The organism is Streptococcus sp. 2106 (genome assembly GCF_013277315.1).
Classification (GTDB): domain Bacteria; phylum Bacillota; class Bacilli; order Lactobacillales; family Streptococcaceae; genus Streptococcus; species Streptococcus pseudopneumoniae.
This window is the reverse complement of record NZ_VMMS01000071.1, coordinates 1-20,696: the sequence shown is the minus strand read 5'-3', so window position 1 is coordinate 20,696 and position 20,696 is coordinate 1. Positions and strand designations below refer to the sequence as shown.

Below are 20,696 nucleotides of genomic sequence, written 5' to 3'. Positions count from 1 at the left end.
CTTTCCATAAAGGAAAGGAGCAAATGCCATGTCAGAAAAAAGACGTGACAATAAAGGTCGAATCTTAAAGACTGGAGAGAGCCAACGAAAAGACGGAAGATACTTATACAAATATATAGATTCATTTGGAGAACCGCAATTTGTTTACTCGTGGAAACTTGTGGCTACAGACCGAGTACCAGCAGGAAAGCGTGATTGTATCTCACTTAGAGAGAAAATCGCAGAGTTACAGAAAGACATTCATGATGGTATTGATGTTGTAGGAAAGAAAATGACACTCTGCCAGCTTTACGCAAAACAGAACGCTCAAAGACCAAAGGTTAGAAAAAACACTGAAACTGGACGCAAATATCTTATGGATATTTTGAAGAAAGACAAGTTAGGTGTAAGAAGTATTGACAGTATTAAGCCATCAGACGCTAAAGAATGGGCTATTAGAATGAGTGAAAATGGTTATGCTTATCAAACCATCAATAACTACAAACGTTCTTTAAAGGCTTCATTCTATATTGCTATACAAGATGATTGTGTTCGGAAGAATCCATTTGACTTTCAACTGAAAGCAGTTCTTGATGATGATACTGTCCCTAAGACCGTACTAACAGAAGAACAGGAAGAAAAACTGTTAGCCTTTGCAAAAGCTGATAAAACCTACAGCAAAAATTATGATGAAATTCTGATACTCTTAAAAACAGGTCTTCGTATTTCAGAGTTTGGTGGTTTGACACTTCCAGATTTAGATTTTGAGAATCGTCTTGTCAATATAGACCATCAGCTATTGAGAGATACTGAAATTGGGTACTACATTGAAACACCAAAGACCAAAAGTGGCGAACGTCAAGTTCCTATGGTTGAAGAAGCCTATCAAGCATTTAAGCGAGTGTTAGCGAATCGAAAGAATGATAAGCGTGTTGAGATTGATGGATATAGTGATTTCCTCTTTCTTAATAGAAAGAACTATCCAAAAGTGGCAAGTGATTACAACGGCATGATGAAAGGTCTTGTTAAGAAATACAATAAGTATAACGAGGATAAATTGCCACACATCACTCCACATAGTTTGCGACATACATTCTGTACCAACTATGCAAATGCAGGAATGAATCCAAAGGCATTACAGTACATTATGGGACATGCTAATATAGCCATGACGCTGAACTATTACGCACATGCAACATTCGATTCTGCAATGGCAGAAATGAAACGCTTGAATAAAGAGAAGCAACAGGAGCGTCTTGTTGCTTAGTAGTACAAATGAATTTACTACTTATTTACCACTTCTGACAGCTAAGACATGAGGAAATATGCAAAGAAACGTGAAGTATCTTCCTACAGTAAAAATACTCGAAAGCACATAGAATAAGGCTTTACGAGCATTTAAGAAAATATAAAAAGATAATTAGAAATTTATACTTTGTTTTTGTTTAAAATAAGCTCAAGATTTTTTTAGGGTCGTCAAATGGTCTTAAAAATGGTATAATGGAATGAATTTTGTAAAAGGAAGAGTGTCATGTCAGTAAAAGAAAAAATGCTTGAAATCTTAGAAGGGATTGATATCCGTTTTAAAGAACCCTTGCATAGCTATAGTTATACAAAAGTAGGTGGAGAGGCCGATTATTTGGTCTTTCCACGAAATCGTTTTGAGTTGGCTCGCGTTGTCAAATTTGCCAATCAAGAAAATATTCCTTGGATGGTCCTTGGAAATGCTAGCAACATCATCGTTCGTGATGGTGGGATTCGTGGATTTGTCATCTTGTGTGACAAGCTCAATAACGTTTCCGTTGATGGCTATACCATTGAAGCAGAAGCAGGGGCTAACTTGATTGAAACAACTCGCATTGCCCTCCGTCATAGTTTGACCGGCTTTGAGTTTGCTTGTGGCATTCCTGGAAGTGTTGGTGGTGCTGTCTTTATGAATGCAGGTGCCTATGGTGGTGAGATTGCCCACATCTTGCAGTCTTGTAAGGTCTTGACCAAGGATGGAGAAATCGAAACCCTGTCTGCTAAAGACTTGGCTTTTGGTTACCGTCATTCAGCCATTCAGGAGTCTGGTGCAGTTGTCTTGTCAGCTAAATTTGCCCTAGCCCCAGGAACCCATCAGGTTATCAAGCAGGAAATGGACCGTTTGACGCACCTACGCGAACTCAAGCAACCTTTGGAATATCCATCTTGTGGTTCGGTCTTTAAGCGTCCAGTAGGGCATTTTGCAGGTCAATTAATTTCAGAAGCTGGCTTGAAAGGCTATCGTATCGGTGGCGTAGAAGTGTCAGAAAAGCACGCAGGATTTATGATCAATGTTGCAGATGGAACGGCTAAAGACTACGAAGACTTGATTGAGTCTGTTATCGAAAAAGTCAAGGAACACTCAGGTATCACGCTTGAAAGAGAAGTCCGTATCTTAGGTGAAAGCAAGTAGGAAGCTTTAGCTAAAAAGCTGCTGCTATGTCATGGAAAGGGGGTGAAAGCCTATCGTTAGTGCAGAAGAATGTAGGCAGTTCAATCTCCTACACGAGGTAGTGGCGGCCTGACAGAGCCCTGATCTGTTAATCTATGAAAAAGAAGGAATAAATGACAATTGAAAAAACCAATTATTGAATTCAAAAACGTCTCAAAAGTTTTTGAAGACAGCAACACCAAGGTTCTCAAAGATATCAACTTTGAGTTGGAAGAAGGGAAATTTTATACCCTTTTAGGCGCATCTGGTTCAGGGAAATCAACCATCCTAAACATCATTGCAGGTTTACTGGATGCGACGACAGGAGATATCATGCTAGACGGTGTCCGCATCAATGATATCCCAACCAACAAGCGAGACGTCCATACGGTCTTCCAATCCTATGCCTTGTTTCCACATATGAATGTGTTTGAAAATGTTGCCTTTCCGCTCCGCTTGCGCAAGATTGACAAGAAAGAAATCGAGAAACGCGTAGCGGAAGTTCTCAAGATGGTTCAGTTGGAAGGGTATGAAAAACGTTCCATCCGCAAACTTTCTGGAGGACAACGTCAGCGTGTGGCAATTGCCCGTGCCATCATCAATCAACCCCGTGTGGTTTTGTTGGACGAGCCTCTGTCAGCGCTGGACTTGAAATTAAGAACAGACATGCAGTACGAATTGCGGGAACTGCAACAACGATTGGGCATTACCTTTGTCTTTGTTACTCACGATCAGGAAGAAGCTCTTGCCATGAGTGACTGGATTTTCGTCATGAATGATGGCGAGATTGTCCAGTCTGGAACACCTGTGGACATCTACGATGAGCCGATTAACCATTTTGTTGCGACCTTTATCGGTGAGTCAAATATCTTGCCAGGAACCATGATTGAGGACTACTTGGTTGAGTTTAACGGCAAACGCTTTGAAGCGGTTGATGGGGGGATGAAGCCAAATGAACCTGTTGAGGTCGTGATTCGTCCAGAGGACTTGCGCATTACCCTTCCTGAAGAAGGCAAGCTCCAAGTTAAGGTCGATACCCAGCTCTTCCGTGGAGTTCACTATGAAATTATCGCCTATGACGAACTTGGGAATGAATGGATGATCCACTCAACCCGTAAGGCCATTGTTGGTGAGGAAATCGGTCTGGACTTTGAACCAGAAGACATCCACATCATGCGTCTCAACGAAACCGAAGAAGAGTTCGATGCTCGTATCGAAGAATACGTGGAAATCGAAGAGCAAGAAGCAGGTCTGATCAATGCAATCGAGGAGGAAAGAGATGAAGAAAACAAGATCTAAACTCTTTGTAGTGCCCTACATGCTCTGGATTGCCCTCTTTGTCCTGGCACCCTTGGTCTTGATTTTCGGTCAATCCTTTTTCAACATCGAAGGCCAGTTCAGTTTAGAAAATTATAAGTCCTACTTTGCGTCACAAAACTTGACCTACCTAAAAATGAGCTTTAACTCTGTGCTTTATGCAGGAATTGTGACCTTTGTGACCTTGCTTATCAGCTATCCAACAGCCCTCTTTTTGACCCGTCTCAAGCACCGTCAACTCTGGCTTATGCTGATTATCCTGCCTACTTGGATCAATTTGCTCCTTAAAGCCTATGCTTTTATCGGGATTTTTGGTCAGAATGGCTCTATTAACCAATTCTTGGAATTCATCGGAATCGGCTCACAACAGTTGCTCTTTACCGATTTCTCCTTTATCTTTGTCGCAAGTTACATCGAGCTTCCCTTTATGATTTTGCCCATTTTCAATGTCCTGGACGATATGGACAACAATCTCATCAATGCCAGCTATGACCTCGGTGCGACCAAGTGGGAGACTTTCCGTCATGTCATCTTTCCTCTGTCTATGAATGGAGTGCGAAGTGGAGTTCAGTCGGTCTTTATTCCAAGCTTGAGTCTCTTCATGCTGACCCGTTTGATTGGTGGGAACCGAGTTATCACTCTTGGTACAGCCATAGAGCAGAACTTCCTAACCAATGACAACTACGGTATGGGTTCAACCATCGGTGTGATTCTCATCCTGACCATGTTCATCACTATGTGGGTGACTAAGGAAAGGAGAGAACGATGAAAAAATTTGCCAACCTTTATCTGGGACTGGTCTTTCTTGTCCTCTACCTGCCGATTTTTTACTTGATTGGCTACGCCTTTAACGCAGGCAATGACATGAATAGCTTTACAGGCTTTAGCTTGAGTCATTTTAAAACTATGTTTAGTGATGGTCGCCTTATGTTAATTGTGACTCAGACCTTTTTCTTGGCCTTTCTGTCAGCCTTGATAGCGACCATTATCGGGACTTTTGGAGCTATTTATATCTACCAGTCTCGTAAGAAATATCAAGAAGCCTTTCTATCACTCAATAATATCCTCATGGTTGCGCCTGATGTTATGATTGGTGCCAGCTTCTTGATTCTCTTTACCCAACTCAAGTTTTCACTTGGCTTTTTGACCGTTCTATCTAGTCACGTGGCTTTCTCCATTCCTATCGTGGTCTTGATGGTCTTGCCTCGTCTCAAGGAAATGAACGGCGACATGATTCATGCGGCCTATGACCTTGGTGCCAGTCAATTTCAGATGTTCAAGGAAATTATGCTTCCTTACCTGACTCCGTCTATCATTGCAGGTTATTTCATGGCCTTCACCTATTCGCTAGATGACTTTGCTGTGACCTTCTTTGTAACGGGAAATGGCTTTTCAACCCTATCAGTCGAGATTTACTCTCGTGCTCGCAAGGGGATTTCGCTAGAAATCAATGCCCTGTCTGCCCTTGTCTTTCTCTTTAGTATTATCCTAGTGGTTGGATATTACTTTATCTCACGTGAGAAGGAGGAGAAAGCATGAAAAAACTCTATTCATTTTTAGCAGGAATTGTAGCCATTATCCTGGTCTTGTGGGGAATTGCGACTCATCTCGATAGTAAAATCAATAGCCGAGATAGTCAAAAACTGGTCATCTACAACTGGGGGGACTATATCGATCCTGAACTCTTGGAGCAATTCACAGAAGAAACAGGAATTCAAGTTCAGTACGAGACTTTTGACTCCAACGAAGCCATGTATACCAAGATCAAGCAGGGTGGAACGACCTACGACATTGCCATCCCTAGTGAATATATGATCAATAAGATGAAGGACGAAGACCTCTTGCTACCGCTTGACTATTCAAAACTTGAAGGTCTTGAAAATATCGGACCAGAGTTTCTCAACCAGTCCTTTGACCCAGGCAATAAATTCTCCATCCCTTACTTCTGGGGAACATTAGGAATTGTCTACAATGAAACCATGGTAGATGAAGCGCCTGAGCATTGGGATGACCTCTGGAAGCCAGAGTATAAGAACTCTATCATGCTTTTTGACGGTGCGCGTGAGGTATTGGGACTAGGGCTTAACTCGCTTGGCTACAGCCTCAACTCCAAGGATTCCCAGCAGTTGGAAGAGACAGTAGATAAGCTCTACAAGCTGACTCCAAATATCAAGGCTATTGTGGCGGATGAGATGAAGGGCTACATGATTCAGAACAACGCTGCTATCGGTGTGACCTTTTCAGGGGAAGCCAGCCAAATGCTGGAAAAAAACGAAAATCTACGCTATGTGGTACCGACTGAGGCCAGCAACCTTTGGTTTGACAATATGGTCATTCCCAAAACCGTCAAAAACCAAGATGCCGCCTATGCCTTTATCAACTTTATGTTGAAACCTGAAAATGCACTCAAAAATGCAGAGTATGTCGGCTATTCAACACCAAACCTACCAGCTAAGGAATTACTCCCAGAGGAGAAAAAAGAAGACAAGGCATTCTATCCAGATGCTGAAACCATGAAACACCTAGAAGTTTATGAGAAATTTGACCATAAATGGACAGGAAAATATAGCGACCTCTTCCTACAGTTTAAAATGTATCGGAAGTAGGAGTTAGCAGTCACGAAACGAATCAGTCAAGCTGGTTCGTTTTTTAGAAAAAATAGAAATTATGGTATAATAGTTTTAGGCAGAGAGTTATTAGTATTGTTTATAGCATCTCTGAAACTTTAATTCTAAAGGAGTTCAAAATGAGCCAGACTACGCAAATGCATATATATATATATAACCTAATAAAAAAAATGCAAAAAATATAGATTGAAACCTACTGAAAATTCAGTAGGCTTTTTGCGTTTCTTGGAGGTATCTAATGGCTAAAAAGTTATTAAATATCACTGAGATTGAGGATAGAACTAAGGTTTTAGTAGAGAATCTTAATAAATCGACATTCATTATTGAATTTGTTTCATTGTTTGACATTACTAAAACGACCATAACAAGAGCAAGTAAAGTGGCATCTGATGATTTTATAATAAAAAACAAATTGTATTTTCGTAAAGTTGAAAATCAGCCATTCCTTGCTCTGACTGAGATTGATAAAGAGTTGGAGGATCAGGTTCGTAAATCTCGATTTATTATTACAACAGATTTTCAAGAATTATATGCAAAGGATACACAGACAGGGCTAACTCTAGCAATTTCTTTTAATGATTTACCAGCCCATTGTGATTTCTTCTTACCTTGGAATGGTATTGAAAAGATTGATTATGATAAGGAAAATCCTGCTGATGTAAAAGCGGCAGAGCGTTTCACCAAACTTTATGATGAACTAATTTCTATCAATCCTGAACTAGCAATCACTGAAACTGATGGTAAATCATTTAATCTATTTTTGATTCGTGTTCTTTTTCTACTATTTGCAGAAGATACAAATATCATCTCCAAGGGAGCTTTCACAAATGTTATTAAGATGAGGACATCCGAAGATGCTTCTGACTTGAATGAGTGTGTTAGAAAACTATTTACTGTTTTAGATATGCCTGAATTTAGTCGTCAAGATTTGGAGTCTTGGTTATCAGATTTTCCCTATGTAAATGGTAAGCTTTTTTCAGAGCCACATCATGACCTTATTTTCAATAAAAGAACTCGTCAATTACTCATTGAAGCAGGAGAATTGCTAAACTGGAATGAAATCAATCCAGATATTTTGGGCTCAATGATTCAAACCGTGGCAAATGCAGAAGCGAGATCAACATCGGGTATGCACTATACTAGCGTGCCCAATATTATGAAGGTCATCAAACCACTATTTTTAGATAATTTACGAGCAGCATTTACGGAATTAGAAGAACGAGCTGATTACTATATAGGAGGTGGTGACTTTAGTGAGGAACATCGTCGCAAGGAATTACGACAAATCTTACCCAAGTTAGAAGAGTTACTCACTCGTATGGCCTCTATCAAGTTTTTAGATCCTGCTTGTGGTTCTGGAAATTTCCTCATCATTACCTATAAAGAACTTCGTCGTTTAGAGATTAATATCTTAGTCAAACAGCGTGAAATTCGTGACTCCTTGAATGAAAAAGCTGTTTATCAAGGAGAATTGATTGCTGATGCATCTAAGATTTCTCTATCCCAGTTTTCAGGAATTGAATTGGATGATTTCGCTCATGAAGTAGCAAGGCTATCCTTGTATATAGCAGAACACCAGATGAATGTGGAAATGGAAGAAGCTCTTGCTGATGTCCATCCAAGACTATTACCTTTAAGAGAAGCTGGAAATATCGTCTGTGGGAATGCTCTAAGAATTGACTGGGAAACTGTGTTGAATGCTAAGGAAGATGACGAAGTTTATATATTTGGAAATCCGCCGTATATAGGCTCTAAAAAAATGACCTTGGAACAAAAGAAGGAACTAGAAAATGTGATTTGTTCAGAAATTTCTTCTAAAAAATTAGATTATATTTCGGGATGGTTTTATAAGGCAACTCACCTTATTTATGGTAAAAATGCTCAATATGCTTTTGTAACAACAAATTCAATAAATCAAGGTGAACAAGTTTCAATTTTGTGGAATGTTCTTCTACGATATGGTCAAATTTCCTTTGCGTATCAATCTTTTAAATGGAACAATAGTGCGGCCCATAATGCAGGGGTCACAGTTACGATTATTGGATTTTCAAATAAAAATGATAAGAAAAGAATCATATATAGTGATAAGGGAGAAAGTTATGGAAAGAATATAAATCCCTACCTGACTTTTGCAGATGATATTATTGTATCTAATCACAATGATACAGAGAAGTTAAATAATTTTCCAAAAATAGTCTTTGGGAATATACCAAGAAGTAAATATCTAATACTGACAAATGATGATAAAAATAAATTAGTTCAAAGATATCCTGAAACTGAAGTGTATTTTAAAAAGTATATTGGAGCAGATGAGTATATCAATGGAAATTTTAGATATACTACTTGGATTGATCAAGATGAATATACTAAATTAGATAAGATCCAGGAATTCCATCAATTATTTGAAAATGTAAGGCAAGAACGCCTGAATTCTAAGGCTGCTGGAACAAGAGAAACTGCATCTACGCCATGGAAATTTGTACAACGAGGTGAATGGGACGAAGCATATGAAAAAGGCGATATAGAAGGTTGTCAAGCTATTGTTGTTCCGTGTACCTCATCAGAATTTAGAGATTATGTACCTATGGGATTTGTAGGAGATGATACGGTCATATCTAATTCTGCCATGGTTATTTACAATGCTCCTATCTGGCTTCTTGGTATCTTAGAATCCAAAATGCATATGGTTTGGCTTCGTTCAATTGGTGGTAAATTAAAGACAGATTATCGTTATTCAGCTGGACTGGTTTATAATACATTCCCAATTCCAGAACTTTCGGAATCTCGGAAAAGTATGCTTGAGGATGCTGTTTTTGAAATGCTGGATGTTCGAGAAGAAGAAGGTGGAACCTTGGCTGAATTGTACGGTGGAGCCAATAAGCCGATGAACGAACGTCTTCGCCAAGCACATGAAAAAATTGATGGTATCGTAGAACGTGCCTACCAGCAAAAAACTTTTGAATCAGATGAAGAAAGGCTCAGTGTCTTATTGAATCTGTACAAAGAAATGACAGAAAAGGAAGCGAAATGACCTCAAATATATTTGAAATCAATTACAATGGTACAGGTGCTAGTCAATCAAATAATGCACTTGGAATGCGTGAAATGCAGGCGCGTGTATATGCTAAGAGAACTTCTCAACACTTACTGATTAAGGCGCCTCCTGCCTCTGGGAAGTCGAGAGCTCTGATGTTTATTGCTCTTGATAAACTACATGCTCAAGGTCTGAAAAAAGCTATCATAGCTGTTCCAGAAAGATCTATCGGAAAATCCTTTCGTTCAACAAAATTGACAGATTATGGTTTTTACTGGGATTGGGAAGTTCTTCCCAAAAATAATTTGACTGAACAAGGAACCAGCAAAAGTAAGGTAAAACAGTTTGTAGACTTTATGAATTCAGAGTCACCTGACGATAAAGTTTTAATCTGTACGCATGCCACCTTGCGTTTTGCCTTTGAACAGCTGGCTGATAGTGATTTTAATGATGTTCTTTTAGCTATCGATGAATTTCATCATGTATCTCAAGATGATAATTCAGTTTTAGGGAATGCCTTGAGAAACATATTAGCTAATTCAACAGCCCATGTAGTGGCTATGACAGGGTCTTATTTCCGTGGAGATTCTGTACCTATTTTGGCACCTGAAGATGAGCAAAAATTCGACAAGGTATCCTATACTTATTATGAACAGTTGGAGGGGTACAAATATCTGAAAAGTTTTGCCATGGGTTATAACTTTTATCGTGGTCGTTACACGGATGCTTTGCACGAAGTACTGGACACAAGCAAGAAAACCATTATTCATATTCCCAATGTAAACTCGGGTGAGTCAACTAAGGATAAGTATGATGAAGTTGACCGAATTTTAGACGAACTGGGGCAAGCTGTTCCAGATCCTAAGACTGGATTATGGTTGGTTACTGAGGAAACAGGTCGTGTATTGAAGGTTGCTGACCTTGTCACGGAAGAAGGGCGTGAAAAAGTACAGGATTATCTAAACAAGATGACCAATTTAGATGATCTCGATATCATTATCGCACTTGGTATGGCTAAAGAAGGTTTTGACTGGCCTTATGCTGAGTATGCTTTGACGATTGGCTATCGTCAGTCGCTAACAGAAATTGTTCAGATTATAGGTCGAGTAACACGAGATAGTTCCAATAAATCGCATGCTCAATTTACCAATCTTATTTCCCAACCAGATGCTCAAGATGATGAAGTTTTCTTTGCTGTGAATAATGTTATGAAGGCTATTACAGCTAGCCTATTGATGGAGTCTGTTTTAGCACCAAATTTCAAGTTCAAACGAAAAGATCGAGAAGACCAGAAATCTTCTGGTGCCGAAATGTTTGTGAAAGGCTTAAAAGAGCCGACTACTCAAAGAACAAAAGATATCATAGAAAATGACATGAATGACTTACGTGCTAGTATCTTACAAGAACCGCGTATCCAAACTGCAATTGCTGCGGGAACGGATGCAGAAGTCATTAATAAGCAAATGATTCCAGCTATCATTAAACAAATCTATCCTGACTTAAGTGGGGCTGAAGTTGAAGAAGTTCGTCAACAGTTTATTAGTCAATCGGTAGTTCAATCAGCTGAACGGAAAGAGGGAGTAGGGCAAACAGACTTTCTAAAAATGGCAGATAAATTTGTGAATATTGATGAGTTATCCATTGATTTGATTAATCAGATTAATCCTTTCCAGAGAGCTTACGAAGTTATATCACGTGAAATTGATGCTCCGACTTTGCGTCTAATACAAGATTATATGGATGGTCAGAAGATGGAGTTTTCTGAAGAAGAACTGTTAATTCTTTATCCTCAAATTAAGCAGTTTTTAAATGAAAATGGTCGTCATCCAGATAAATCAAGTCATGATAAGTACGAACAGAGACTTGCTTATGCTTTGTTACAGTTGTCTCAGATGAAGCTGAAGATGGAGAGCGGTAATGACTGATTTTAAAAACTTAAATGACATATTTAACGATTCTGATTTTGAACATTTAATAGCCCTTTTAAAACCTAAGAAAAAAATAGTTACAGATCATGAAGTAGAGAAATTTTTAGAAATTATAGATTGGGTGAGAGAGAATAATGGGCAAGAGCCACAAAAGTCTAGAAATATTAAAGAACGCAGTTTATTTTCTCGATTGAATGGTATTAGAAAATCTCCTGATAGCATCCGAAAGTTAGAACCTTATGATGAATTTGGACTATTAAAAATAGATATAGTTGAGTCCGAGACCCCTATTTCAAGTCCTGCTAGTTTAACAGATATTTTATCAGATGAATTGTTTGAGTCAGTAAATAGTGCTGAAAAATCTTTATTTGATGTCTCACGTTATAAACGAACGATTCAAGCGCGTGATAAAACACGAACACGTAAACGGATGGGAAACTTTGAAAATTATCAAGGATTATTTACTCGTGTTCATGATGAAATTAGTGAAGGTCGTCGTCAAGTCAGAAAGCCTGATGTGATAAAAGAAAAAGAAATTAAACCTGGTATGTTCTATGTGGATAATGGAGTAATGGTTTATGTTGTTTCTAAAGGAGAAGACTTCACTGACAAGAATGGCTATACAAACGCTGAACTTCATCTCGTATATGAAAATGGTACAGAAAATAAGAAGGCCTTACTCCGTTCTTTTGTCTCAAATTTACACGATAGAACCCGACATGGACGAATGGTAACCGAATTGATAGATGATGTGATGATTGGCATTAGTCCGGGTGAACGAATTACAACTGGATATATCTATGTGGTGAAATCCTTGAGTAGCAATCCTCAAATTGCCAACATTAGTAATCTCTATAAAATCGGTTTTACAGAGGATCAAATTACCAAACGGTTAGCAAATGCAGAAAGAGAAGGAACCTATCTTTATGCTCCTGTCCGTTTAGTAGCTAGTTTTGAGGTTCAGAATTTTAGCGCTCTAAAATTAGAAACGACTCTTCATCATTATTTTGCAGACAAACAGTTAGACATAGAATTAATAGCACCAAATGGAGAGAGCTTTGTTCCTAAAGAATGGTTTTTAGTATCGCTAGATGAAATCCAAGAAGTGATTGAAAAAATTGGATTTGAAATTAGATTCAAATAAAGAAAGACACTATTTATAAGATTATTTAATATTTAGAGAACACAAAAGAAGAAAGTAGAGAAAAGAAAATGAAGTTATTAAAGGGTTTGGGCTTTGCCTTGGTATTGTTTTACATGGTTATCTTTATAGGTGTAAATTTTGTCACTGTTGGGGTTGATAATGATAAAAAAGAGGAAACAGTCAAAGAAACACAACGATATGAGATGTTAGACTATGAGGCTGAATTGGAAGACGCTGAGATTTTAGGCAAGTTCTGGAATAAAAAAGGTTATTACGTTGTGGTATATGATAAGGCTACAAAAGCCCCAGAATTGTTCAAGGTGGAGTTTTCTGAGTGGAAGCGTCTGGGTATAGGTGAAACCTATTAAACAGTGTTAGAAGGCAAAATATCTTCTCTCCTACCACACTACTATTGGTTAGAATCATTTCCAGTTGACGCCAGCTTAAAAAAACGTTATAATAAGAAAGTTGAGAATTGATTTTCTCTTGTCTTAGTCCAGAGAAATGGCGGTGCTGCGAGCCATCTAAGCTAGGAAGTCATGCTACTCAATTTAACAATTGCATAAGAACAAGAGAATGACAAGTTCATTGAATGAAGGTGGTACCGCGGTTTTTCGCCCTTCGTGATATGAGCTTGTCTTTTGATTTTTGGAGGTGTTGATGAAAACATTTCTTGTCAAACAAAAGTTTCGCCTTGGAGGCGAACGCTTCGCTATCAAGGATGACAGGGGAGAAATCGCCTATCAGATAGAGGGATCATTTTTTAAGATTCCCAAAACTTTTACCATCTATGATGCTAATGGTGAACAAGTCAGTCAGATTAGTAAAGAAATCTTGACCTTGCTTCCTCGTTTTGGGATTCAGCTTCGGGATGGCTCGAGTTTTGTCATTCGCAAGAAGTTGACCTTCTGGCGAGATAAGTATGAGTTTGATAATCTAGGTCTTCGTATCGAGGGCAATATCTGGGATTTGAATTTCAAATTGCTGGATGATCGCGATCAGCTGATTGCGGAAATTAAGAAGGAACTCTTCCATTTGACCTCTACCTATACCTTAACGGTTCTGGAGGACGCTTACGCAGATCTAGTCATTTCCCTCTGTGTCGCGATTGACTATGTGGAAATGCTAGAAAGCCAATCACATTAAACAAGTAAATAAGGAGACGATATGAAACAACTATCTAGTGCACAAGTACGCCAAATGTGGCTTGACTTCTGGGCGACCAAAGGTCACTCAGTAGAACCATCAGTGAGCTTGGTTCCTGTAAATGACCCAACTCTTTTGTGGATCAACTCTGGGGTAGCAACCCTTAAGAAATACTTTGACGGGACCATTATTCCTGAAAATCCACGTATTACCAATGCTCAAAAGGCTATCCGTACCAACGACATCGAGAACGTAGGGAAGACTGCACGTCACCATACCATGTTTGAAATGTTGGGGAACTTCTCTATTGGAGATTACTTCCGTGACGAAGCTATCACTTGGGCTTATGAGCTTTTGACAAGCCCTGAATGGTTTGATTTCCCTGCTGAAAAACTTTACATGACTTACTATCCAGATGATAAAGATTCTTACAACCGCTGGATTGAAGTGGGAGTGGACCCAAGTCACTTGATTCCGATCGAGGACAACTTCTGGGAAATCGGTGCGGGACCTTCTGGACCTGATACAGAGATTTTCTTTGACCGTGGAGAAGCCTTTGACCCAGAAAATATCGGTCTTCGTTTACTTGCAGAAGATATTGAAAACGACCGTTACATCGAAATCTGGAACATCGTTTTGTCACAATTTAACGCAGACCCTGCTGTTCCTCGTAGCGAGTACAAGGAATTGCCACACAAGAACATTGATACGGGCGCTGGTTTGGAGCGTTTGGTGGCGGTTATCCAAGGGGCTAAGACAAACTTTGAAACAGACCTCTTCATGCCAATCATTCGTGAAGTCGAGAAATTGTCTGGTAAGGTTTATGACCAAGATGGCGACAACATGAGCTTCAAGGTCATCGCTGACCACATCCGTTCACTTTCATTTGCCATCGGTGATGGTGCCCTTCCAGGAAATGAAGGTCGTGGTTATGTCCTTCGTCGTCTTCTTCGTCGTGCTTCTATGCATGGTCAAAAATTGGGTATCAACGAGCCTTTCCTTTACAAACTCGTTCCAACTGTTGGAAAAATCATGGAAAGCTACTACCCAGAAGTGCTTGAGAAACGTGACTTTATTGAGAAAATCGTTAAGAGCGAAGAAGAATCATTTGCCCGTACCCTTCACTCAGGTCAACACTTTGCCCAAGGCATTGTAGCAGACTTGAAAGAAAAAGGTCAATCTGTTATCGCTGGTTCAGATGTCTTCAAACTCTATGATACTTATGGGTTCCCAGTTGAATTGACTGAAGAAATCGCTGAAGAAGCTGGTATGACTGTAGACCGTGAAGGTTTTGAAGCAGCCATGAAAGAACAGCAAGAACGCGCGCGTGCGTCAGCTGTCAAGGGTGGCTCAATGGGTATGCAAAATGAAACTCTTCAAAACATCACTGTAGAAAGTGTCTTCAACTACAATGCTAGCCAATTGTCTTCTAAATTGGTAGCTATCGTGGCGGACAATGCAGAAGTAGAAGCTGTTTCAGAAGGAACTGCCTCTCTTATCTTTGCGGAAACGTCATTTTATGCTGAAATGGGTGGACAGGTAGCTGACCACGGACAAATCTTGGATGAGTCAGGTAAGGTTGTGGCTACTGTGACCAATGTTCAAAAAGCACCAAACGGACAAGCTCTTCACACTGTTGAAGTCCTTGCACCGCTTGCCTTGAACCAAGAATATACTTTAGCAATTGATACAAATCGTCGTCACCGTGTTATGAAAAACCACACTGCTACTCACTTGCTTCACGCTGCCCTTCACAATATCCTTGGAAACCACGCAACACAGGCAGGATCTCTTAACGAAGTTGAATTCCTTCGCTTTGACTTTACCCACTTCCAAGCAGTGACTGCTGAAGAATTGCGTGCGATTGAACAGCAAGTTAACGAGAAAATTTGGGAAGCACTTGAAGTGAAGACAGTTGAAACGGATGTTGACACTGCTAAAGAAATGGGAGCTATGGCCCTCTTTGGTGAGAAATACGGCAAGGAAGTTCGTGTCGTGACTATCGGTGACTACTCTATTGAACTTTGTGGTGGTACTCATGTTGGCAACACTTCTGAGATTGGTCTCTTCAAAATTGTCAAAGAAGAAGGAATCGGTTCAGGAACTCGCCGTATCTTGGCAGTGACTGGTAAGGAAGCCTTTGAAGCCTATCGTGAACAAGAGGATGCTCTTAAAGCTGTCGCAGCAACCTTGAAAGCACCTCAAGTCAAGGAAGTACCTCACAAGGTAGAAGGACTTCAAGAACAACTTCGTCAACTTCAAAAAGAAAATGCTGAGTTGAAAGAAAAAGCCGCAGCTGCAGCCGCAGGCGATATCTTCAAAGATGTTAAGGAAGTCAACGGTCATTGTTACATTGCTAGTCAAGTGTCTGTATCCGATGCCGGTGCCCTTCGTACTTTTGCAGATAACTGGAAACAAAAAGACTACTCTGATCTTCTTGTCCTAGTTGCCGCTATCGGTGACAAAGTCAATGTCCTTGTAGCCAGCAAGACAAAAGACCTTCATGCAGGAAACCTTGTCAAAGAATTAGCACCAATCGTCGATGGACGTGGTGGTGGTAAATCAGACATGGCCATGGCAGGAGGAAGCAACCAAGCTAAAATCCAAGAATTGTTGGATGCAGTAGCAGGTAAATTGTAATCAAGTAAAGATCTATCCATTTGGGTAGGTCTTTTTGTGAATGCAAAAAAGCCAAATCCGATTGGATCTGGCTGGATTATTATGAGTTATTAGATTGTATTGGTTGCCCAGACACTTACGGATCTAGCTGAGACTGGGAATTGTCCATAACCTTCCTCATCGATTGTAACTTGATCTTGGTGGTTTCCAAGTAAATCTACGAAAGTTTGGTTAGCCCATTCTTGGCCGATAAACATTGACTTGCTGTTTTCTTGGTCATTTGAGATCAAGACTGCGATTGGGGATTGATTTTCAGCACCTGAACGTACCCAACCGATACAGTTAGCATCATCAAAGTAGTCTGTTTGCTCTCCATAGGCCAAATCTTTTCGGATGGTTAGGAGGCGGTCAAGGACTTCTTTGAAATCTTCTTGAGCATACTGCCCTGAAATCCCATAGTAGTCTCCGTAAAAGACACATGGAAGGCCATTTTGACGTAACAGAATGAGGGCATAGGCTGCTGGTTTGAACCATTCTTCAACGGTAGACTCAAGAGCCTGACCTCGTTGGGTATCGTGGTTGTCGACAAAAGTCACAGCCTTGTCAGGTTTGAGTTCAACCAAGCTATCTGTGAAAATGCTACGAAGATCGTAGTTGGAACCTGCTCGACTAGCATCAAAGAGATTCTGGTGGAGACGAACATCGACAAGATCGAATCGTTCTTCCGTTTTTTCAAGATAGTCTAGGTTGGCTTCCTTGTCTGGGTTCCAAAATTCACCAAAAACATAGAAATCCTCACCGTATTTTTCCTTCATATCACGGATGAAATTGCTCATAAAGAAAGAGTCAATGTGTTTAACGGCATCCAAGCGGAAACCAGCTACACCAGTCGTTTCCATGAACCAATCAGCCCAGTCATAGATATTTTGGATGACTTCAGGATGCTTAAAGTCTAGATCAGCATACATGAGGTAGTCGTAGTTTCCGTTTTCATTATCAACCAATTCCTCGTTGGCCCAGCCCTTATTATCCCCTTGGATGAGATAAATCCCAGACTTACGACGTTTGGCATCGTAGTCTGTACCTGTGAAGTGGTACCAGTGCCAGTGGAAGTCATTGTAGGTATCTTGGCGACCATCGAAGGTAAAACTAGTCCAGCCATTGATGGTGAAGGGTTCTCCAAGTTCAACTGTACGGTCTACAGGATCCACTTCGATGACCTGAAAGGCTTCCCTGTGATCGGCAGCAGCCTTGTGGTTGAGAACCACATCAGCCATAGGTTGAATTCCCTGTGCTTTTAGAGTTTGAATGGCTTGAAGATAGTCTTCTTTGAAACCATACTTGGTGCGGACAGTCCCTTTTTGGTTAAACTCTCCTAGGTCGAATAAGTCATAGACACCATAACCTACATCTTTTTCATTGGTAGCCTTGAAAGCTGGTGGCATCCAGACATGACTGATACCGAGATCAGCTAGGTGTGGAGCATCTTCAGCCAGACGTGTCCAGTGCTGACCGTCGTGGGGCAGATACCATTCAAAGTATTGCATGAGTGTTTGATTTTGCATGATGTTTCCTCTTACTTGTCAATCTTGTTCTTTATTCTATCATAAAGTATCTCTTGGCGCAAACGTTTGCGTAAGAATAGAAGGAAACTATTGTATCTACTTAAAATAAAGTGTTGATTTTTTTGTATCAAAGTGCTAGTATAATAGTATGTGATATAGATAAAGATAGGAGTCATCCCATGATTGAATTTCAAAATGTTAGTAAGTTGTATGGTGATAAAGAGGCTTTGAGCAATCTCAATTTGCAGATTGAAAATGGGGAGATTATGGGCTTGATTGGCCATAATGGGGCTGGAAAATCGACCACTATAAAATCCCTAGTCAGTATCATTTCACCCAGCAGTGGTCGTATTTTGGTAGACGGTCAGGAGTTATCGGAAAATCGCTTGGCTATTAAACGAAAGATTGGCTACGTAGCAGACTCGCCTGACTTATTTTTACGTTTAACGGCCAATGAATTTTGGGAATTGATTGCTTCATCCTATGATCTGACTAGCTCTGACTTGGAGGCTAGTCTAGCTAGGCTATTGAACGTTTTTGATTTTGCTGAAAATCGTTATCAGGTTATTGAAACCCTTTCTCACGGAATGCGTCAAAAAGTCTTTGTCATTGGGGCACTCTTGTCTGATCCCGATATTTGGGTTTTGGACGAACCCTTGACTGGTTTGGATCCCCAGGCTGCCTTTGATTTGAAGCAAATGATGAAGGAACATGTACAAAAAGGCAAGACGGTCTTGTTTTCAACTCATGTCCTAGAGGTAGCTGAGCAAGTCTGTGATCGGATTGCCATTTTGAAAAAGGGACATTTGATTTATTGTGGTAGCGTAGAGGACTTGAGAAAAGACCATCCAGACCAGTCTTTAGAAAGTATCTATCTTAGCCTTGCTGGTAGAAAAGAGGAGGTTTCAGATGCGTCTCAAGGTCATTAAAAAATTAGTTGATATCAATATCCTCTATTCATCTCAAGAAGCTAATCTGGCTAACCTACGAAAGAAGCAGGCTAAGAATCCTGGGAAAAAAGTAAATGTTTCCGCTAGAGTCCTAAGTTCTTACATTTTTTTCAGTCTCTTGATGCTCATCTTTTTTAGTACTATAGCCATTCATTTTCCTTTTGAGGAAATGCCTGTTTATTTTAGTTTCATGGTTGCTATTTTACTAGTGGTTGCCTTTTCAACTTCTTTAACTGCCTTTTACAATGTCTTTTATGAGAGTAAGGACTTGGCATCTTATAGGCCCTATGCCTTTAAAGAATCAGAGATTATAATCGCTAAAGGACTGTCTGTTCTCTTGCCAGCTCTAACTGGAATTTTACCAATCCCAGCTTATTTTCTAGCCCTCTATATTAGGCTAGCACCTTCTCTTTGGCTGGGCTTGCCTTTGATGCTACTGTCCTTGGCCTTATTATTTGTCTCTGTTACTTTAGTGATGGTAGTGGCAGTACATTTCTTGGCTCAGACTAGGGTCTTCAGAAAGTATCAGTCTATTTTTTCGAATGTGATGATTGGGATAGGAGTTCTCATACCTTTAATATATGTCTTCTTTCTACAGTCGACTTCTGGACGTATTGTTGACAAAGTTAGAGACATTCCATTTCTCCTTTATCCTATTCATCTCTTTTACAAAATAGCAGTGGAGCCTTTTTCGACAGAAGCCATCCTGGGTCTGCTCGCTTGGATAGGACTAACTGTCTTCTTGCTTTACTTGAGCAAAAAGAAGGTTTTTCCTCGTTTTTATGACGTGATTCTGCTTAACAGTGAGGAGAAGGTCAAGAAAGAACGTCGCAGTAAGGAGAGAATTTCAACTACTAAAAAGGGATTTTTCCGTATGGTTTTACGCTACCACCTCACCCTCTTGGGACAGGGGACTGGCGTGATTACAGTGCTTTTTACAAGTGCTTTCCTTCCTTATCTCATGATGATCGGTCTGATTTCCAAAATCCGAGATTCTCAGATAGTTCCAGACATTCATCCTCCATACTGGTTACCTTTGTTTTTTGTAGGAGTGTTTATAGCAGTTGTCAATAACAATATCACCAGCCTGCATTCAATTGCCTTGTCCTTGGAGAGGGAAAATGTTGATTTTCTTAAGAGTTTACCCTTTGACTTTGCTCGTTATGTGAAAGTGAAATTTTGGATTATATTTGCTGTCCAGTCCTTTTTACCAGTTCTGACTTTACTTGGCCTTTCTCTATATCTAGGCTTGCCCATTCTTTCGATGATTTACCTCCTTGTGGCATGGATCCTTGCCAGTGTCATCCTTTCTTGCCACAATTACTTTAAGGACGTGAAAAATCTGTCAACCAATTGGAGTAGCATTACGGACCTGGTAAACCGTTCAAATCGTATAGTAGCAATAGTTTTGATTTTTATTTATAGTGCAATCTTAATGGCCCTTGTAATAGGGAGCTTATTCTTGGTTCGGTCTCTCGTCCCTGTCCTTGCCATCAGCTTGGGAGTAGGAGTTCTTATCCTCTTGCTTGCTCTTGCTATTTTTGGCTATCATTACTACCTGTCACGCATATTGGCAGAAATAGAAAAAAGATGAGCTAGTTGGTCGCTTGCTTGATAAATTCAATTCGACAAATGCTTTTATAGTTTGTTAGAATGTAGTTGTAAATGATTAAGATTGGTAATCAAAAATATAGAGAGGAATGTTTTGAATAAGAAATATAATATAGTTCTATTATTGTTGTTTATAGTTTATTTATTGGGATATTTTTCAATTTCAAAAACATTCATTCCTATAATGTGTGTGATTCAAGTATTTTTGATAGAACATATATTTAAAGTTCGAAATAGAATGACGCAGATAGGTGAAATTATAATTATTGTTGCTTCTATAATATTATTTATTGATAGTATATTGATACTCAATCATTTTCA

The 20,696-nt window shown here is 39.7% G+C and carries 16 protein-coding genes; 15 read left to right on the top strand and 1 reads right to left on the bottom strand.

What is annotated here, in order from left to right; all coding sequences use genetic code 11:
• The first annotated feature begins 28 nt into the window (after positions 1–28).
• The 12 genes from HT723_RS08090 (at position 29) to alaS (ending at position 16,270) form a co-directional block, all read left to right on the top strand.
• Positions 29–1,246, top strand: a complete 1,218-nt coding sequence (locus tag HT723_RS08090) for a tyrosine-type recombinase/integrase (RefSeq protein WP_001291561.1) — start codon at positions 29–31, stop codon at positions 1,244–1,246.
• Positions 1,247–1,510: 264 nt separating this feature from the next.
• The gene (gene murB / locus HT723_RS08085; protein ID WP_172935007.1) at positions 1,511–2,416 is read left to right on the top strand and encodes a UDP-N-acetylmuramate dehydrogenase; all 906 of its coding nucleotides are present in this window, start codon (positions 1,511–1,513) and stop codon (positions 2,414–2,416) included.
• A 159-nt stretch (positions 2,417–2,575) separates the two neighbouring features.
• The gene (locus HT723_RS08080) at positions 2,576–3,733 is read left to right on the top strand and encodes an ABC transporter ATP-binding protein (RefSeq protein ID WP_000742908.1); all 1,158 of its coding nucleotides are present in this window, start codon (positions 2,576–2,578) and stop codon (positions 3,731–3,733) included.
• The gene (locus HT723_RS08075; protein ID WP_000753657.1) at positions 3,714–4,520 is read left to right on the top strand and encodes an ABC transporter permease; all 807 of its coding nucleotides are present in this window, start codon (positions 3,714–3,716) and stop codon (positions 4,518–4,520) included. The genes HT723_RS08080 and HT723_RS08075 overlap by 20 nt, the downstream gene beginning before the upstream one ends.
• Positions 4,517–5,290 (top strand): ABC transporter permease, encoded by a 774-nt coding sequence (locus HT723_RS08070; RefSeq protein ID WP_172935006.1) that lies wholly within the window; start codon positions 4,517–4,519, stop codon positions 5,288–5,290. The genes HT723_RS08075 and HT723_RS08070 overlap by 4 nt, the downstream gene beginning before the upstream one ends.
• A complete protein-coding gene (locus tag HT723_RS08065) occupies positions 5,287–6,357 on the top strand; it encodes an ABC transporter substrate-binding protein (RefSeq protein ID WP_172935005.1) in 1,071 nt (356 codons plus the stop codon). The genes HT723_RS08070 and HT723_RS08065 overlap by 4 nt, the downstream gene beginning before the upstream one ends.
• Positions 6,358–6,616: 259 nt before the next feature.
• The gene (locus tag HT723_RS08060) at positions 6,617–9,409 is read left to right on the top strand and encodes a class I SAM-dependent DNA methyltransferase (RefSeq protein ID WP_172935004.1); all 2,793 of its coding nucleotides are present in this window, start codon (positions 6,617–6,619) and stop codon (positions 9,407–9,409) included.
• A complete protein-coding gene (locus tag HT723_RS08055; RefSeq protein WP_172935003.1) occupies positions 9,406–11,337 on the top strand; it encodes a DEAD/DEAH box helicase family protein in 1,932 nt (643 codons plus the stop codon). Before HT723_RS08060 ends, HT723_RS08055 begins: the two co-directional genes overlap by 4 nt.
• Positions 11,330–12,484: a GIY-YIG nuclease family protein gene (locus tag HT723_RS08050; RefSeq protein ID WP_172935002.1), complete on the top strand. Its 1,155-nt coding sequence runs from the start codon at positions 11,330–11,332 to the stop codon at positions 12,482–12,484. The genes HT723_RS08055 and HT723_RS08050 overlap by 8 nt, the downstream gene beginning before the upstream one ends.
• Positions 12,485–12,552: 68 nt before the next feature.
• Positions 12,553–12,852: a hypothetical protein gene (locus HT723_RS08045; RefSeq protein WP_119947996.1), complete on the top strand. Its 300-nt coding sequence runs from the start codon at positions 12,553–12,555 to the stop codon at positions 12,850–12,852.
• Between the two features lie 292 nt (positions 12,853–13,144).
• Positions 13,145–13,630 carry an LURP-one-related/scramblase family protein gene (locus tag HT723_RS08040; RefSeq protein WP_172935001.1) on the top strand — a complete coding sequence of 162 codons (486 nt, stop codon included), beginning with the start codon at positions 13,145–13,147 and terminating at the stop codon, positions 13,628–13,630.
• A gap of 21 nt (positions 13,631–13,651) precedes the next feature.
• Entirely contained in the window at positions 13,652–16,270 is a 2,619-nt protein-coding gene (gene alaS, locus HT723_RS08035; RefSeq protein ID WP_000811769.1) for an alanine--tRNA ligase, read from the top strand.
• A gap of 89 nt (positions 16,271–16,359) precedes the next feature.
• On the opposite strand, the gene HT723_RS08030 is transcribed toward alaS, so the two are convergent.
• Positions 16,360–17,814, bottom strand: a complete 1,455-nt coding sequence (locus HT723_RS08030) for an alpha-amylase (protein ID WP_001181041.1) — start codon at positions 17,812–17,814, stop codon at positions 16,360–16,362.
• 179 nt (positions 17,815–17,993) lie between these two features.
• Here HT723_RS08030 and HT723_RS08025 point away from each other — a divergent pair, with 179 nt between their 5' ends.
• The 3 genes from HT723_RS08025 to HT723_RS11315 all read left to right on the top strand — a co-directional run.
• Complete coding sequence (locus HT723_RS08025; protein WP_172935000.1) at positions 17,994–18,743, top strand: ABC transporter ATP-binding protein; 750 nt, start codon at positions 17,994–17,996, stop codon at positions 18,741–18,743.
• Positions 18,724–20,358 carry a hypothetical protein gene (locus HT723_RS08020; RefSeq protein WP_172934999.1) on the top strand — a complete coding sequence of 545 codons (1,635 nt, stop codon included), beginning with the start codon at positions 18,724–18,726 and terminating at the stop codon, positions 20,356–20,358. Before HT723_RS08025 ends, HT723_RS08020 begins: the two co-directional genes overlap by 20 nt.
• Before the next feature lie 111 nt (positions 20,359–20,469).
• Positions 20,470–20,696: hypothetical protein (locus HT723_RS11315; protein WP_205403120.1), on the top strand; the 227-nt coding region annotated here is incomplete at its 3' end.